Source organism: Pseudomonas sp. HMSC067G02, assembly GCF_001813485.1.
Lineage (GTDB): Bacteria > Pseudomonadota > Gammaproteobacteria > Pseudomonadales > Pseudomonadaceae > Pseudomonas > Pseudomonas aeruginosa.
In genome coordinates, this window is record NZ_KV812697.1 from 45,307 (window position 1) to 60,502 (window position 15,196).

Consider the following 15,196-nt stretch of genomic DNA (forward strand, 5'->3'; position numbering starts at 1 on the left):
TCAGCCAGGCGGCGCCACGCCCTGGCATAGCTGGTACTGTCCCACCGGCGGCCGGCAGCGCAAGCGCTGGCGCACCTCGTCGGGCAAGGCGCCGAACGAACGCGAGCGGATCGCCAGCAGGGCGTCGCGACGCAACCAGCCGGCCAGTTCGCTGTCCTCCGCCCGTTGTGCCCGCCCGCCGCTGTAGAACACTGCCGAGTACGGCCGCTTCGGCCAGAACACCAGCGGCCGCTCGCGCCAGCCGGCGTCGCTGGCCAGCAGCGCGGCGGTGGACTTCTGCTCGGCGCGCGAGCCCAGCAGCAGGGAGCCGAGGAACAGCGCGAACAGCAATGGGGTCAGCGCCAGGCAGGCCAGCCCGCCACGCCGCAGCCAGGCGCTGCGCGCCAGCGGCGCGCGCAGCAGGTCGGCGGCGAGCAACGCCAGGGCCGGCAGGCCGGGCAGCACGTAGGTCCAGAGGACGTTGCCGGCGAAGGTGAAGAACAGGCACGGCGCCAGTCCCCAGAACAGCCAGTAGCGCCTGCGCGAGGCGACGCCATCGACCACTTCCCCGCGCTGGCGCCAGCCCAGCCAGAGCAGCAGCGGCAGCCAGAGGCTCCAGGGAAACGCGGCGGCCAGCAGGAACAGCCAGACGCTGCCGTAGGGATAGGCGTGTGCATTGCCGTAGCGGTCGCCGTCCCAGCCGGCGGTGACGAAGCGCTGCCAATGCTCGCCGAGCAGGAAGTACTCGAGGAAGCCCGGCGTCTTCAACTCCGCCAGCAGGTACCAGGGCGCCGCCACCAGGAGCATCAGCAGGCTTCCGCGGATCCATGGCAGGCCCCGCCAGAGCGCGCGCCAGCGCCACTCCAGCAAGGCCCACAGGCCGATCGGCAGTCCGGCGAGGATCAGCGTCAGCGGCCCTTTCGCCAGCAGCCCGAGGCCGAGGCCGAGGAACATCAGCCAGCCCTCGCGGCGCCGGATTCCCTCCGCGCCATGCAGGCCCAGCCAGAAGCCGCGCATGGTCAGGACCAGGGCCAGGGCCAGGGCCATGTCGGTCATCACCGCCCCGGAGGCGACGAAGAACAGCGCCGAACTGCCCAGCAGGACGCAGGCGATCCGCGCCTGCCGACGATCTTCGCGAGCCTGCCAGTCCCATACCAGCCACAGCACCAGCACGCCCAGCAACCAGTGCGGCAGGCGGCTGGCGAACTCGTTGGCGCCGAGCAGAAGCTGGCCGCCGGCGCTGAGCCAGAAGGCCAGCGGCGGCTTGCCCCAGAACGGCACGCCGACGTCGTACCAGGGCGTGATCCAGTCGCCCAGTTCGGCCATCTTCCGCGCCACCTCGCCATAGCGGGCCTCAGTGGTGTCCATCAGCGGATAGCTGCCCAGGCTCAGCAGGCGGATGGCGAAGGCCAGGGCGAGCAGGAACCAGGCCAGCGGCCAGCCGCGCAGCGCCCTCACGGATTGGCCCCGCCGACCTGCGCCGGCAGGTAGCGGTCGATCAGGTAGAGCGGGCGGCGCCGCGCTTCCATGGTCATCCGCCCGAGGTATTCGCTGCATACGCCGATGGCCAGCAGTTGCAGGCCACCGATCAGGAACAGCGCGGCGATCACCGGCCAGTGCTCGTGGATCTCCTGTTGGCCGAAGATCCCGGCGAGCAGGGTCGCCAGGGCCGCCAGCAGGGTGAGCAGACCGAGGTAGCCGGCGACCTTCAGCGGCGCGGTGGAAAACCCGGTGATGCCCTCCAGGGCGAAGTTCCACAGCCGCCAGTAGCGCCACTTGCTGTGGCCGGCGACGCGAGCGGCGCGGCTATAGGCGATATCGACCTGGCGGAAACCGACCCAGGCGAACAGTCCCTTCATGAAGCGATTGCCTTCCGGCAGCTCGCAAAGGGCATCGACCACCCGCCGGTCGAGCAGGCGGAAGTCGCCGACGTCGCGCGGGATCGGCACCTCGCTGAGGCGGTTGATCAGCCGGTAGAAGGCGCTCGCCGAGGCGCGCTTCAGCCAGCTTTCACCGGCCCGGCTACGGCGGCGCATGTTGACCATTTCGGCGCCGCCGATCCAGGCGTCGAGCATCTGCGGGATCAGTTCCGGGGGATCCTGCAGGTCGGCATCGATGACGATCACCGCGGCGCCGCGCGACAGCTTGAGCCCGGCGCTCATCGCCTGTTCCTTGCCGAAGTTGCGGGTGAAGCGGGCCACGCCCACCCGGCGGTCGGCGGCCTGTAGCTGGGCGAGGATCGTCGCGCTGCGGTCGGTGCTGCCGTCGTCGACATAGAGCACCTCGCAATCGTCGCCAAGGTCGCCGAGCACGGCGCCGAGGCGCTGGTGGAAGGCCGGCAGCACCGCCTCCTCGTTGAACACCGGCACTACCACGCTGAGCAGGCAGGGGGCCTCGAGCTTCGACGCCAGGGAAGGTTCGATCATCATGAGAAGGTCCAGAGTCGATGAAGGTGATAGGTCGCCAACAGCAGTGCGCCGGTCGCGGCGAGCTGGGCCAGGCGGTAGTCGAGTCCGGCGAGGTCGCCGAGCAGCAACACCAGGACGGCGTTGCCGAGTACGCAAAGCAGGCTGACGGCGAAGAAGCGCGGCAGCGAACGGAACACCGGGCCACGGTGGCGGAAAGTCTTCCAGCGATGCCCCAGGTAGGCAGCCAGAGCCCCGCAGCCTGCTCCCGTCGCGGCGGCCACGGCGGCGCCGACGGCGAAGCCCTCGACCAGGAGGGTCAGCACCAGGTAATGAACGGCGGTGGCACCGGCGCCGACCGAGACGAAACGCCCCAGGAGCATGCATGGCTTCCTCTGGAAACAACCGACGCCGGCATTCTAGGAAGGTGCGCAAAGCCCCGCGGTTAGCGCTGCGCAAGCTTCCTGACAGGTTTTCGCAGGGTTCCCCGCGGCAGGCCTGGAAGCCGCGTCGGACAAGGAATACACGGCAGGCAGAGGTCTGTTACCGGATATGAAAAACGGGTTTTCCGCAGGCCTCGCCGCCGTCGCTATACTGCCCGGCCGATCCGGAGGACCCCATGAGCCTGTTGCGCGATGCCTGGCGCCACGCCCCGACCCACCACAGGGTCTGGGCGCTGGCCGGGCCGATGATTCTGTCGAACGTTTCCGTTCCCCTGGTGCACCTGGTGGACAGCACGGTGGTCGGCCACCTGCCGCACGCCTACCAGCTCGGCGCGGTAGCCGTGGGCGGCAGCCTGTACACCCTGATGGTCGGCGTGCTCGGCTTCCTGCGCATGGGCACCACCGGCTTCGCCGCCCAGGCCGCCGGCCGCGACGATGGCGGCGCGCTGCGCCTGATCCTCGCCCAGGGCCTGGGCATGGCGCTGCTCCTGGCCCTGCTGCTCGGCGCGCTGGCCCTGCCCCTGAGCGGCTGGGCCCTGCAACTGATGCAACCGTCGGCGGAACTGACCGGCGAGGCCCGCGCCTTCTTCCATACCCGCCTGCTCGGCCTGCCGGCGGCCCTGGCCAGCTACGCACTGGTCGGCTGGTTCCTCGGCACGCAGAACGCACGGGCGCCATTGGCGATCCTGTTGACCACCAACCTGAGCAACATCGCCCTGGTGCTCTGGTTCGTCCACGGCCTCGACTGGGGCGTGCAAGGCGCGGCCCGCGCCTCGGTGCTGGCGGAATGGAGCGGCGCCCTGCTCGGCCTGGCCCTGACCCGCCGCGACCTGGCCCGGCGCCCCGGGCGGGCGCAGTGGCAACGCCTGCGCCACTGGCTGTCCTGGCTACCGCTGCTGATGGTCAACCGGGATATCTTCATCCGCAGCCTGGCCCTGCAACTGGTGTTCTTCCTGCTCACCGTACAGGGCACCCGCCTCGGCGACGCCACGGTAGCCGCCAACGCCCTGCTGCTCAACGGCCTGCTCCTGACGTCCTACGCCCTCGACGGTCTCGCCCACGCGGTGGAGGCGCTCTGCGGCCACGCCATCGGCGCCCGCGACCGAACCGCCCTGCGCCGCGCGCTGGTGGTGGCCGGTGGTTGGTCGCTGCTGGCAAGCCTGGCGTTCGCCGCGCTGTTCGCTCTGTTCGGCCACCTGTTCATCGACCTGCAGAGCGACATCGCCGGCGTCCGCGAAGTCGCCTACGCCTATCTGCCGTACCTGGCCTGCCTGCCGCTGCTGGGGATGTGGAGCTATCTGCTCGACGGCCTGTTCATCGGCGCCACCCGCGCCCGCGAGATGCGTAACGCGATGCTCGTCGCGGTGGCCGCCAGCCTGCCCCTCGGCTGGCTGTTGCAGGGGCTGGGCAACCACGGGCTATGGCTGGCGTTCCTCGCCTTCATGCTGCTGCGCGGGCTGGTCCTGGCCGCCTACGGCTGGCGCCTGACCCGCCGCGATGGCTGGTTCGCCGCTCAGGGCGCCGACAGCGGACGATAGGCGAGCATCAGCGGGACGTAGGCAGCGTGCGCGACCTGTATCAGTTCGCTGGCCAGGCGCCCGCCGGGAAACACCAGCACCAGGTCCGGCGCGGCATCGCCGAGGACGGCCTCGCCATACTCGCGCAGGGCGTTGTCGCTGCCACTGCGCTCCGGATAATCGTAGGCGCGCGAATCCGCGCCACGCTCGCGGCACCAGCGCTCGGCCTCGTCCGGCAGGCCGCTGCCGGCATGCAGCAGGTGGCCGAGCAGCGCCACCGGTTGCAGGCCGTGGCACTGGTCGAGCGCCAGGCGCAGGCGTTCGGCGTCCTTGAAATGGCGTCCGGCGCAGATCAGGAGGCGCATGCCGATCCCTCCCCTTGCCCTGGCTCGTCCGGCCGCTTCGCCATCGGATCGATGCCGCTGCGTTCGAGCAGCGGATAGGCCAGGGCGGTGACATGATGGTGGATGCGTCGGTAGTCGCGGAGAATGCGCTGGAACACGTCACCGGACTCCACCCAGGCACCGCGATCGTCGCGCAGGCGACGGAAGCGCTCGCGACTGGCATCGGCCTCCAGTCGCTGCAACAACTTCTTGCGCGCCACCAGGCGGAGCGCGGCGTCCAGGTCTTCGCGAAGGAACGCGCTGATCGCCAGGTGCAGGCTCTCCTCGATCGCCGCCTGCAACGGCAGCATGCGGCCCAGCTCGAACTCGCTGCCGGCGCGACTGCGCCCGGCCCAACGCATCGCCAGGGGCAGCAGGCTGTTGGCGACGAGATCGCCGATGTGCTCGATGTTGATGGCGAACAGGAGAATTTCCTGGGCACGATCGGCGTCGCTGTCGCCGAGGCCGTCCTGGCCGAGGTCTGCCAGGTAGGCGCGGATCGCCGCACTCAACTGGTCGAGGGCCTGGTCCTGGCGACGGATTTCCGCCGCCACCTTCGCCTCCGGTCGCTGCAACAGGCCGCTGGTGGCGCGCAGCATCAGACTGGCCATGTCGGCCAGCCGCAGGACTTCGCGAGTAGCGTTGGCCAGGCCGATGTTGGCCACCTCCAGCCCGGCTTCGTCGAGGTAGCGCGGCATGCCCGGCTCGTCGGACTGTGCCTCTTCCGGCAACAGGCGCGCGAGCAGCGCCGCAAGCGGTCCGGTGAAGCCGATCGTCAGCAGTGCCAGGGCCAGGTTGAAAGCACTGTGGAACCAGACCGCCGCCGCACCGCCGAGTGCGTTGGCCGGTTGCGCCAGCGCCGTCAGCCAGGGCAGCACCAGCAGGCAACCGAGCAGGCGCACCAGCAGGTTGCCCAACGGCAAGCGCCGCGCCACCCGGCTACCGGCCACCCCTAGCGCCGGCAAGGCGCCGCCGAGGTTGGCACCGAGCACCAGGGCCAGGGCGATGGGCAACGAGACCAGTCCGGCCTGGGCCAGGGACGCCACCAGCAGTACCACCGCGACACTGGAATGACAGGCCCAGGTCAGCAGCGCGGCGAGCAGCAGGGCGATCAGCGGATCGCCTTCGAGGCCGTGGATCACCGCGACAAAGGCTGGCGAGGCCTCGATCTGCTGCAGGGAATGGCCGAGCAACGCCAGCGCCAGAAGCATCAGACCGAGTCCGATCAGGCACTGGCCAAGGCTCTCCAGGCGCGGACCGTCGCCCAGGCGGAACAGCAGCAGGCCGGACAGCAGGGCCAGCGGGGCCAGCAACGAGGTGTCGAAGCTGAGCAGTTGCACCACCAGAGTGGTGCCGACGTTGGCGCCGAGCATCACTGCCAGCGCCGGCGCCAGGCCCAGGGTGCCACTGGCGGTGAAGGACGCTGCCATCAGACTGGTGGCGGTGCTGCTCTGCAGCAGGCCGGTGATGCCGAACCCGGCGAGCAGGGCCAGCCAGCGGTTGCCCAGGTGGCGGCCGAGCCAGTTGCGCAGCGCAGTGCCGAAACCGCGCAGCACGCCGCTGGAGACCATGTGCGTGCCCCACAACAGAAGGGCCACGGCACCGGCCAGGTTGATCAGGAGGATGGTTCCCAGCATGGCGGAACTCCCGGTTCGGAATGGATCGTGAAGGGAACGGGCTCATTGACCCATGGCCAGCCTGAGCGAGGCACGGTTGAGCGCGCTCGAGCAGTCCAGCAGGTATTTCACTTCGACCTGGCTCAGGCGGCCGCTGGCGTATGCGCGCACGCTGATCACCATCAGCAGGTGCGCGGCCTTCGCCAGCAGCCGTGCTGCCAGGCCACAGAACGCGCGGCGAGACGCGCCCAGGCATTTGCGTACGACGTTCATGGCTGTTTCCTCGGTGGAGGAGCGTGCCGCAGCGCGGCACGCCCTTGGGCTCAGAAACGCAAGGTCGCTCCCGAGACCAGCCATCGCTCGCGCTCGCCGCGCAGGTGGCCGCCGACCAGCAGGTCGAGGTCCAGCCGTTCGCCCAGGTGCAGCCGCGGTCCGGCCTGCCAGCCGCTGTCGCCGGCCGACTCGCCGAAGCGTTCGGCGATCAGGGTCAACGGCTGGCCGACGCGGTATTCCATGCCCATGCCCCAGTTCCAGCGATGCCGGCGCTCGCCCTCGGCGTAGGCATGCCCCAGGCCGACCCCGGCGTTCAGGCGCAGGGCCTCGAACGGCTGGTAGCTCAGCGGCAGGTTGAAGCCGGCGCCTTCGAAGGCGTGCCGGCGGTCCAGGTAGAGATCCGCCGAGAGCGCCAGGGCCAACGCCAGGCCGAGGTCGTCGCGGGCCAGCAGCGGTGTCTTCAGCTCGGGGCTGAGGCGGCTGTGCCGATCGCCTGCGTCGCCCTCGCGCACCAGCGCCGCGCCGAGCTGCACCGATGGTAGGGCGGAGAAGGTGCAGGCGGGCGACAGCACCGACTGGTAGCGGTTGCCGTGGTGGCGTTCGCGCTGGTGCCAGGCGTCCAGGTTGCATTCGCCGACGGGATCGATCTCGCCGTCGTCGACCCGGTAGGCGCCGCCCGCGGCGCGAGCCTCGGACAGCAGCGCCAGCAGCAGGACGCAGGCGAGCGCGGCGGCGACGAAGCCCAGGCGCCAGGACAGGGCGCGTCGCAGCGCGGCCGGCAGCGGTTGGAAAAGGGGCGCCCGCGGGCGCCGGTCGTGCAGGGTCATGATGCGTCTCTCCATGCGTGGGTCCGGTGTGCGTTGGGCGGCGCGGCGAGGCTTGCCGACGCGCCGGGAAAGGCCGGGACGAAGCCCGGCCGATCGCTCAGAACCACTGGCCGAAGCGGCGGATGTAGAGGGTCTTCATGGTCTGCGCGGTGACGCAGTAGCAGAGCAGCGTGCCCACCAGCCAGGGGAAGTACTCCCACGGCAGCGGCTGCAGGCCGACCATCGCTCCCAGCGGCGAGAACGGCACGTAGATGCCCAGCGCCATCACCAGCCCGGTCATCAGCATCACCGGCAGCGCCGCGGTGCTCTGGATGAAGGGAATCTTCTGGGTACGCAGCATGTGCACCACCAGGGTCTGCGAGAGCAGGCCCTCGATGAACCAGCCGGACTGGAACAGCGACTGCATTTCCGGGCTGTTGGCGGCGAACACGAACCACATCAGCGCGTAGGTGGTGATGTCGAAGATCGACGAGGTCGGGCCGATCCAGACCATGAAGCGGCCGATGTTCTTCGAGTCCCACTTGCGCGGCTTGGCGAGGAACTCCTTGTCCATCTTGTCCCACGGCAGCGACAGCTGGGAGATGTCGTACATCAGGTTCTGCAGCAGCAGGTGGATCGCCAGCATCGGCAGGAAGGGGATGAAGGCGCTGGCCACCAGTACCGAGAACACGTTGCCGAAGTTGGAGCTGGCAGTCATGTTCAGGTACTTCATGATGTTGCCGAAGGTCTCGCGGCCCTTGATAACGCCCTCCTCCAGGACCATCAGGCTTTTTTCCAGGAGGATGATGTCGGCCGATTCCTTGGCGATGTCGGTGCCGCTGTCCACCGAGATGCCGACATCGGCATCTCGCAGCGCGGGGGCGTCGTTGATGCCGTCGCCGAGGAAGCCGACGGTGTGTCCGTTGCCCTGCAGGGCCTTGAGCACCCGCGACTTCTGCAGCGGCGTCAGCTTGGCGAACACCGTGCGCTCCTCGGCCAGGCGTTGCAGGGTGGCATCGTCCATCAGGTCGATGTCGCGACCGAGCAGCGGCTCGCCGACGTCCAGGCCGACCTCGCGGCAGATCTTCGCGCTGACCACCGGGTTGTCACCGGTGAGCACCTTCACCGCCACGCCGTTCTCGCGCAACGCGGCGATGGCCGGGCCGGCGGTTTCCTTCGGCGGATCGAGGAAGGTCAGCAGGCCGGCGATCACCAGATCGCGCTCGTCGCTGGCGCCGTACTGGGCCTGGGACTCCGTGCGCGAGAGGCTGCGGGTGCCGAGCAGGAGCACGCGGAAGCCGTCGCGGTTGTATTGCTCGGCCAGCGCCAGCAGGGCCCGGCGGCGTTCCTCGTCGAGCGGCAGGTCGACGCCGTCCTGGTGCACGCGGGTGGCGATCTCGAGCATTTCCTCGACCGCGCCCTTGCACACCAGCAGGTGTTCGCCGTCCTTGCCCTCGAGGATCACCGAGAGACGCCGACGGACGAAATCGAAGGGCAGTTCGTCGACCTTGCGCCAGGCATCCGACGGCGTGATGCGCGGGTTCTGTTCGACGAAGGCGACCACCGCGCGGTCCATCAGGTTCTTCATCCCGGACTGGTGGAAGCTGTTCAGCCAGGCCATTTGCAGGACCCGGTCGCAGCGCCGGCCGGCAACGTCGACGTGATGCTCGAGGATGATCCGGTCCTGGGTCAGGGTGCCGGTCTTGTCGGTGCAGAGCACGTCCATGGCGCCGAAGTTCTGGATCGCGTTGAGGCGCTTGACCACCACCTTGCGCCGCGACATCGCCACCGCGCCCTTGGCCAGGTTGGCGCTGACGATCATCGGCAGCATTTCCGGGGTCAGGCCGACCGCCACGGCGAGAGCGAACATGAACGCCTCGGTCCAGTCGCCCTTGGTGAAGCCGTTGATCAGCAACACGATCGGCACCATCACCAGCATGAAGCGGATCAGCAGCCAACTGACGCTGTTCACCCCACGGTCGAAGGCGGTCTGCGCCCGCGAACCGACGATGGAACGGGCCAGCGAACCGAAATAGGTGCGCGCACCGGTGGCGACCACCACCGCGGTGGCCGTGCCGCTGACCACGTTGGTGCCCATGAAGCAGATGTTCGGCAGTTCGAGCAGGTCCTGCTGGTCGGCGGCGATCCGCTTGGCGGACTTCTCGCGGACCGCGCCGAGGGTGTCGTATTTCTCCACCGGTAGCGCCTCGCCGGTGAGTACGGCCTGGCTGATGAACAGGTCGCGCGATTCGATCAGGCGGATGTCGGCGGGGATCATGTCGCCGGCGGACAGGCGCACGATGTCGCCGACCACCAGTTCGCCCATGGGGATTTCCCGCAGCTCGCCGCGCATCCCGCGCTCGTCGCGGCGCAGCACGGTGGCGGTGTTCCGCACCATGGCCTTGAGCGCCTCGGCGGCCTTGCCCGAGCGGTATTCCTGCCAGAAGCGCATCAGGCCGCTGACCAGGACCATGCAGAGGACGATGATGACGCCAGTGAGATCGGTTTCCTCACCGTCCTGCAGCGGCAGCCAGAAGTCGGTGAAGAAGCTGATCGCAGAGAGCGTCATCAGCACGTAGATGAAGGGGTTGTTGAACGCCTGCAGCAGTTGCACCAGGACGTGTGGCGGACGGTCGTGGGCCACTTCGTTGGGGCCGTCGGCGTGCAGCCGGGCGGCGGCCTCGGCCTGGTCGAGGCCGTCCTGGCGACCGCGGACATTGGTGAGGGTGGTTTCCAGGCTGTTCTGCGCTTCGCGGGCGGCGCGCATGGACAGTCGGTCGTTGCGGCGCTCGGTGTCGAGCTGGGTATTGCGTTGGGTCGCTACGCTCATGACTCGGTCTCCTGTCGCGAGCTGCGCGACGGCGACACGAGTCGGTTGCCGGTCAGGTGACAGGCAAAGGCGTGCCGGGTCGCGATGTTCGCGATCGGTGGGAAGAATGTTCGGCTTGTCCGGGTGAGGCCCACTGCGCGCGGCCGCTCAGGCGGCACGCAGCAGGCCGACTTGGTGGTTCGTCCATGGCAGGCTCCTTGTGCGAAGGGTTAGGCAGGAGAAAGCGTCAGCCGCGCATCGGGCGGCGACCGCTCTCAGGGTTCTCTTCGACCTGCGTCTCCAGGCGGCGATACTCCAGGCGACCGCCGGCCGGGTCGACACGCCAGGCGAGGCTCGCAGGATGGCCGTGGCCGGGAAGGATCGCGCCGGGGGACTGCGCGGCGCGCACGCGCATCTTCGCCACGAAGGCGGATACGCCGGGGGATACCGAATTCTCGAAGTTCATGACTCACCTGTACCCGGCGTGCCGGACACGGGTGAGAAGCAGTGGGTCAGCCCAGGATGCCGCTCAACCGACCGACCCGTTGCGGGTTCCGTCGTGCGTTGGTTTGGGTCATCGCACCAGCCGGCATCTGCTGGGCCGGGCGACGACTACTGGGAATACTGTCCATGGCTCTCTTCGTAGGGGGAAAGAAAGTGCCCGGCTCTGCGGGCGGGGGTTTTATAGACCTCTTGCCAGACGAGGTCAACCGAAAAAGCCGTTTCGTTCAGGCTTCTATGGAACATCGGAAAATTCCCGCAGGAGTCCGGCGAAAAGACACCGGCCAAAAGCGCTCAGGCGGAGATCAGTCCCGCCAGCCGTCGCGCCAGCGCCGGCACTTCGGAGGCCGGGTCGAGGCGCAGGCGAAAACGGGTCTGCAGGATGTCCAGCAGTTCCTCGACGTCGCGCAGTTGGCGCTGCAGCGTCTCGCCGTTGCCGGCGCGCTGGCCGAACAGCCCGTCGGCCAGGGTCAGGCGCAGGTCGCCCTCGGTTATGGCGGCCTTCAGGCCCTGGCGGAACACGCTGTGCGGGTGGGTCGAGGTGTACCAGTTGCGCGGGATGTAATCGATCCACAACTGCGGGCGCAGGTCGAAGCGGTACAGCGGCAGCCAGCCGCTGCGACCGCGCACGGCGCTTTCGTAGAGACCGGCGTGCGGGTCGACCAGGCGCACGCAATGCACCTGTCCGGCGTCCGCCTCGTCGCCCGGCAAAGGCAGTGCTCGCGGCGGATTGGCCGAGCCGAAGCCGACATCCACCAGGAACTCGCCCTCCGCCAGGTACAGACGCAGCATCAGATGCGATTGCTGGGTCAGCGGCGCGTCCTCCGGGAGCCCCCAGCGTACCCGTGCCACCAGCAGTTCCAGTTCGTAGCCGAGGGCCAGCAGCAGGCGGGCGAACAGCGAGTTGAGTTCGAAGCAATAACCGCCGCGGCTGCCCTCGACGACCTTGGCGAAAACCTTGTCGGCGTCGATCTCGATGGGACGGTCGAGCAGCACGTCGAGGTTCTCGAAGGCGACCCGGCGCAGATGCGCGTCGATCAGTCGGTCGAGACTCGCCAGGCTCGGCGGACCGGGATCGTCGATGCCGATATGGTGCAGGTAGGCATGGGTCTGCTCGGGCGTCAGCGGGGTCATGGCGGGCTCCGGAAAATGGCCAGCTCGATTCTAGACGCATTCTCGGGGAATACCGGAAGCGCCGTCAGGCACATTGGCCCGGGGTCTGCTTGACTGTGCCCATCCCACCCCGAGGAGCGCCGCCATGGCCCAGGCAATCGTCGCCTACCTGCACTACCTGTCGATCTTCCTGCTGTTCGCCCTGCTGGTGTTGCAGCACCGCCTGCTGCGCCTGCCGCTGGACCTGGAGCGCGCCCGCAGCCTGGCGGCGATCGACCGCGGCTACGGCCTCTGCGCCCTGGCGGTACTGGCCAGCGGGCTGGCGCGGGTGCTGTGGTACGGCAAGGGCCTCGACTATTACCTGCACAATGGCCTGTTCCACGCCAAGGTCGGGCTATTCGTCCTCGCTGCCCTGGTCTCGCTGTTGCCGACCGTTACCTTCCTTGGCTGGCGCGGCGCCCTCAAGGCCGGCGAAGTGCCGGCGGTGACGCCGGCCCGGGGCCGGCGGGTGGTCATGGCGGTGCGCCTGCAACTGCTCCTGCTGCTGGTCATTCCGTTGCTGGCTACGCTGATGGCGCGCGGCTTCGGCATGCGCGGCTGAGCCCTCAGTTCTGCATGGCCCGGCCATGCACGTCCATCGCCGCCTGGCGCAGCGCCTCGGAGCGGGTCGGATGCGGATGGCAGGTCAGCGCGAAGTCCTCCGCCGAAGCGCTGAACTCCATGGCCACGCAGGCTTCGCCGATCATCTCGCTGACGCCCGGCCCGATCATGTGCACGCCGAGCACCTGGTCGCTGCGGGCATCGGAGAGGATCTTGATGAAGCCTTCGCTCTCGTGGTTGATCTTCGCCCGGCTGTTGGCGCTGAACGGGAAGCGTCCGACCTTGTACTCGCGCCTCGCCGCCTGCAGCTGCTCCTCGCCGAGGCCGACGCTGGCCACTTCCGGCTGGGTGTAGATGACCGACGGAATCACCTCGGCGTTCATCTCCGCCGCATGCCCGGCGATCCGCTCGATGCAGACGATCGCCTCTTCCTCGGCCTTGTGCGCCAGCATCGGTCCCGAGGTCACGTCGCCGATCACCCAGACGCCCGGCGCCGCGCTGCGCTGTCCCTGGTTCTCCAGCATGCCACGACGATCGCTGGCCAGGCCGACCGTCTCCAGCCCCAGTCCTTCGGTATAGGGGCGCCGGCCGATGGCCACCAGCACGTAGTCCGCCTGCAGCGATTCCGTAGCGCCACCGGCGGCCGGTTGCAGGTCGAGTTCGACGCCCTGCTCGCCACTGCGCGCGGCGACCACGCGGGTGCCGAGGCGAAACCGCATGCCCTGGCGGGTCAGGGCGCGCTGGAGGGTCCTTGCGGTTTCCCCATCCAGCCCCGGGCAGATCCGCTCGAGGTACTCCAGCACCGTGACCTGTGCGCCCAGCCGGCGCCAGACCGAACCAAGCTCCAGGCCGATCACGCCGGCGCCGATCACCACCAGGTGGCGAGGCACTTCGGCCAACTCCAGGGCGCCGGTGGAGTCGAGGATGCGCTGGTTGTCCACCGGCACGCCGGGCAGCGGCGCCGGTTCCGAACCGGTGGCGATGACGATATCGCGCGCCTCCAGTTGCGCGTGGCCGCCGTCGGCGAGGTCCACACTGACCCGGCCCTCGCCTTGCAAGCGCGCCCAGCCCTTGATCCACTGCACCTTGTGCTTGCGGAAGAGGAATTCGACGCCACGGGTCAGGGCGGCGACGCTCTCGTCCTTCTGCTTCATCATCTGCGCCAGGTCCAGTTCCGGGCTGACCCGGATGCCGAGCCGGGCGAACTCGCCGCCGCTCGCCGCGGCGTATAGCTCCGAGGCGTGCAGCAGGGCCTTGGACGGCATGCAGCCGACGTTCAGGCAAGTCCCGCCGAGGGTTTCGCGACCCTCCACGCAGGCCACCTTCAGGCCTAGCTGGCCGGCGCGAATGGCAGCGTTGTAGCCCCCCGGACCGGCGCCGATCACGATCACGTCATAGCTTTCCATCATCCTGCTCCTCGGTTGTCCCGCCACGGCCCCCCTCAGCGTAGGCGACGCCGGCGCAAATAGAGGAAACGCCGCGTAGAGGGACCGAAAGCGATTGTATTTCACTCTTCATACAAAGCTTATATGATGACCGTAATTTTCCTGCAACCCTTTCCCACCACGACAGGAGCACCACCATGGAACAGCCCGGCCGCGAAGACCGCCTGAACGCCTGGATCGCCACCGAGCGGGCCGCCCGCGCCCGCCTCGGCGCCAGCGGAACCCTGGAGCTGGCGCAAGTCGCCGCGCTCTCCCCGCAGGAGTTCTTCGACCGCATCGGCAGCGGCGAGCTGCCCTGCCCGCCCTACGGCGAACTGGTCGACTTCGTTCCCATCGAGTGGTCCGAAGGGCGCTTCCTGTTCCAGGGCATCCCGGACCGCCGCCACTACAATCCGCTGGGTAGCGTGCACGGCGGCTACGCCGCGTCGCTGCTGGATTCCTGCATGGGCTGCGCGATCCATACCCGGCTCCAGGCCGGCCAGGGCTATACCACCACCGACCTGCGGATCAGCTACCTGCGCGCGCTGACCGACAAGGTCGGCCCGGTGCGCGCCGAAGGCCGGGTGGTGCACCTCGGCCGCTCGACGGCGGTCGCCGAGGGCCGGTTGTACGATGTCGACGACCGTCTCTACGCCGTCGGCTCGACCACCTGCCTGGTCCTGCACATGGCCGGATGAACGCGGCTTCGCCAGGGAAGGCCGCCAGGCGTTAAGATGACGACCTGCATTCCAAGGTATCGAAACCATGCGTTATCCCGAAGACCACAAGCAGAAGACCCGCCGGCGTATCGTCGAGGAGGCTGCCCGGCTGTTCCGCCAGGACGGCGTCGGCGCCACCGGGCTGCAACCGCTGATGAAGGCCCTGGGCCTGACCCATGGCGGCTTCTACGCGCACTTCAAGTCCAAGGACGACCTGGTGGAAACCGCGTTGCGGCATGCCGCGGCGCAACTCGACGAAGTCACCGCGCCCCTGGCGGAGGCGGAACGACCGCTGGCGCTGCTGATAGAGCAGTACCTGTCGCCGCGTCACCGCGATAACCCCGGCGCCGGCTGCCCGTTGCCGACCCTGTCGGCGGAACTCGGCCAGCGCGGCACGCCGAGCCCGACCACCGACAGCATCGTGCGCAAGCGCCTGGCGATGATCGAAGCGGCCCTGGAGGGCGAGGACGCAGGCGAGCGCGCCGTGCTGCTGCTCGCTTCGCTGGTCGGCGCGCTGCAACTGTCGCGCAGCGTGCAGGATGAGGCGCTGTCGCAACGGATACTGGAAGCGACGCGCAAGAAGCTGCTGGAGCAGATGGAGCGCTAGG

15 protein-coding genes are annotated in these 15,196 nt (G+C 68.8%); 4 read left to right on the forward strand and 11 right to left on the reverse strand.

All coding sequences use genetic code 11. The features are described 5' to 3' along the window. From HMPREF2914_RS19210 to HMPREF2914_RS19220, 3 genes are read right to left on the reverse strand one after another with little or no spacing between them, the layout of a single operon-like run. Positions 1 to 1,437, reverse strand: coding sequence for an ArnT family glycosyltransferase (locus tag HMPREF2914_RS19210; RefSeq protein ID WP_004365413.1), 1,437 nt, complete (start codon positions 1,435 to 1,437; stop codon positions 1 to 3). Next, positions 1,434 to 2,408 carry a glycosyltransferase family 2 protein gene (locus HMPREF2914_RS19215; protein ID WP_023092655.1) on the reverse strand — a complete coding sequence of 325 codons (975 nt, stop codon included), beginning with the start codon at positions 2,406 to 2,408 and terminating at the stop codon, positions 1,434 to 1,436. Before HMPREF2914_RS19215 ends, HMPREF2914_RS19210 begins: the two co-directional genes overlap by 4 nt. Further along, entirely contained in the window at positions 2,405 to 2,767 is a 363-nt protein-coding gene (locus tag HMPREF2914_RS19220; protein ID WP_003116095.1) for a GtrA family protein, read from the reverse strand. The genes HMPREF2914_RS19215 and HMPREF2914_RS19220 overlap by 4 nt, the downstream gene beginning before the upstream one ends. Before the next feature lie 236 nt (positions 2,768 to 3,003). On the opposite strand from HMPREF2914_RS19220, the gene HMPREF2914_RS19225 reads away from it, so the two are divergent. Beyond that, positions 3,004 to 4,365 carry an MATE family efflux transporter gene (locus HMPREF2914_RS19225; protein ID WP_003111808.1) on the forward strand — a complete coding sequence of 454 codons (1,362 nt, stop codon included), beginning with the start codon at positions 3,004 to 3,006 and terminating at the stop codon, positions 4,363 to 4,365. Here HMPREF2914_RS19225 and HMPREF2914_RS19230 read toward each other — a convergent pair. The 7 genes from HMPREF2914_RS19230 to HMPREF2914_RS19260 all read right to left on the reverse strand — a co-directional run bounded on the left by HMPREF2914_RS19230 (position 4,341) and on the right by HMPREF2914_RS19260 (position 11,866). After that, positions 4,341 to 4,709, reverse strand: a complete 369-nt coding sequence (locus HMPREF2914_RS19230; RefSeq protein WP_009314301.1) for an SLOG family protein — start codon at positions 4,707 to 4,709, stop codon at positions 4,341 to 4,343. The two genes, HMPREF2914_RS19225 and HMPREF2914_RS19230, sit on opposite strands and share 25 nt — an antisense overlap. Further along, positions 4,697 to 6,364 (reverse strand): Na/Pi cotransporter family protein, encoded by a 1,668-nt coding sequence (locus HMPREF2914_RS19235; protein WP_023092656.1) that lies wholly within the window; start codon positions 6,362 to 6,364, stop codon positions 4,697 to 4,699. The genes HMPREF2914_RS19230 and HMPREF2914_RS19235 overlap by 13 nt, the downstream gene beginning before the upstream one ends. A 42-nt stretch (positions 6,365 to 6,406) precedes the next feature. Next, positions 6,407 to 6,616 (reverse strand): hypothetical protein, encoded by a 210-nt coding sequence (locus HMPREF2914_RS19240; RefSeq protein ID WP_003111811.1) that lies wholly within the window; start codon positions 6,614 to 6,616, stop codon positions 6,407 to 6,409. Positions 6,617 to 6,666: 50 nt separating this feature from the next. Beyond that, positions 6,667 to 7,443 (reverse strand): hypothetical protein, encoded by a 777-nt coding sequence (locus tag HMPREF2914_RS19245; RefSeq protein ID WP_003135296.1) that lies wholly within the window; start codon positions 7,441 to 7,443, stop codon positions 6,667 to 6,669. Positions 7,444 to 7,540: 97 nt separating this feature from the next. Then, positions 7,541 to 10,252, reverse strand: a complete 2,712-nt coding sequence (gene mgtA, locus HMPREF2914_RS19250) for a magnesium-translocating P-type ATPase (RefSeq protein ID WP_003095335.1) — start codon at positions 10,250 to 10,252, stop codon at positions 7,541 to 7,543. A 226-nt stretch (positions 10,253 to 10,478) separates the two neighbouring features. Continuing rightward, positions 10,479 to 10,697 carry a hypothetical protein gene (locus tag HMPREF2914_RS19255; RefSeq protein ID WP_003095337.1) on the reverse strand — a complete coding sequence of 73 codons (219 nt, stop codon included), beginning with the start codon at positions 10,695 to 10,697 and terminating at the stop codon, positions 10,479 to 10,481. A gap of 329 nt (positions 10,698 to 11,026) precedes the next feature. Further along, the gene (locus tag HMPREF2914_RS19260; RefSeq protein WP_003095340.1) at positions 11,027 to 11,866 is read right to left on the reverse strand and encodes an arylamine N-acetyltransferase family protein; all 840 of its coding nucleotides are present in this window, start codon (positions 11,864 to 11,866) and stop codon (positions 11,027 to 11,029) included. Positions 11,867 to 11,990: 124 nt separating this feature from the next. Between HMPREF2914_RS19260 and HMPREF2914_RS19265 the strand changes: the two genes are divergently transcribed. Continuing rightward, positions 11,991 to 12,446 carry a DUF2214 family protein gene (locus tag HMPREF2914_RS19265; protein WP_014603340.1) on the forward strand — a complete coding sequence of 152 codons (456 nt, stop codon included), beginning with the start codon at positions 11,991 to 11,993 and terminating at the stop codon, positions 12,444 to 12,446. A 4-nt stretch (positions 12,447 to 12,450) separates the two neighbouring features. On the opposite strand, the gene lpdA is transcribed toward HMPREF2914_RS19265, so the two are convergent. Further along, positions 12,451 to 13,854 (reverse strand): dihydrolipoyl dehydrogenase, encoded by a 1,404-nt coding sequence (gene lpdA, locus HMPREF2914_RS19270; RefSeq protein ID WP_031277449.1) that lies wholly within the window; start codon positions 13,852 to 13,854, stop codon positions 12,451 to 12,453. 173 nt (positions 13,855 to 14,027) lie between these two features. Between lpdA and HMPREF2914_RS19275 the strand changes: the two genes are divergently transcribed. Both HMPREF2914_RS19275 and HMPREF2914_RS19280 read left to right on the forward strand, forming a co-directional pair. Then, positions 14,028 to 14,567 carry a PaaI family thioesterase gene (locus HMPREF2914_RS19275; RefSeq protein WP_023092658.1) on the forward strand — a complete coding sequence of 180 codons (540 nt, stop codon included), beginning with the start codon at positions 14,028 to 14,030 and terminating at the stop codon, positions 14,565 to 14,567. A gap of 67 nt (positions 14,568 to 14,634) precedes the next feature. Beyond that, on the forward strand, positions 14,635 to 15,195 hold the full coding sequence (locus HMPREF2914_RS19280; protein WP_003110503.1) for a TetR/AcrR family transcriptional regulator: 561 nt from the start codon (positions 14,635 to 14,637) through the stop codon (positions 15,193 to 15,195). Position 15,196: the final 1 nt, after the last annotated feature.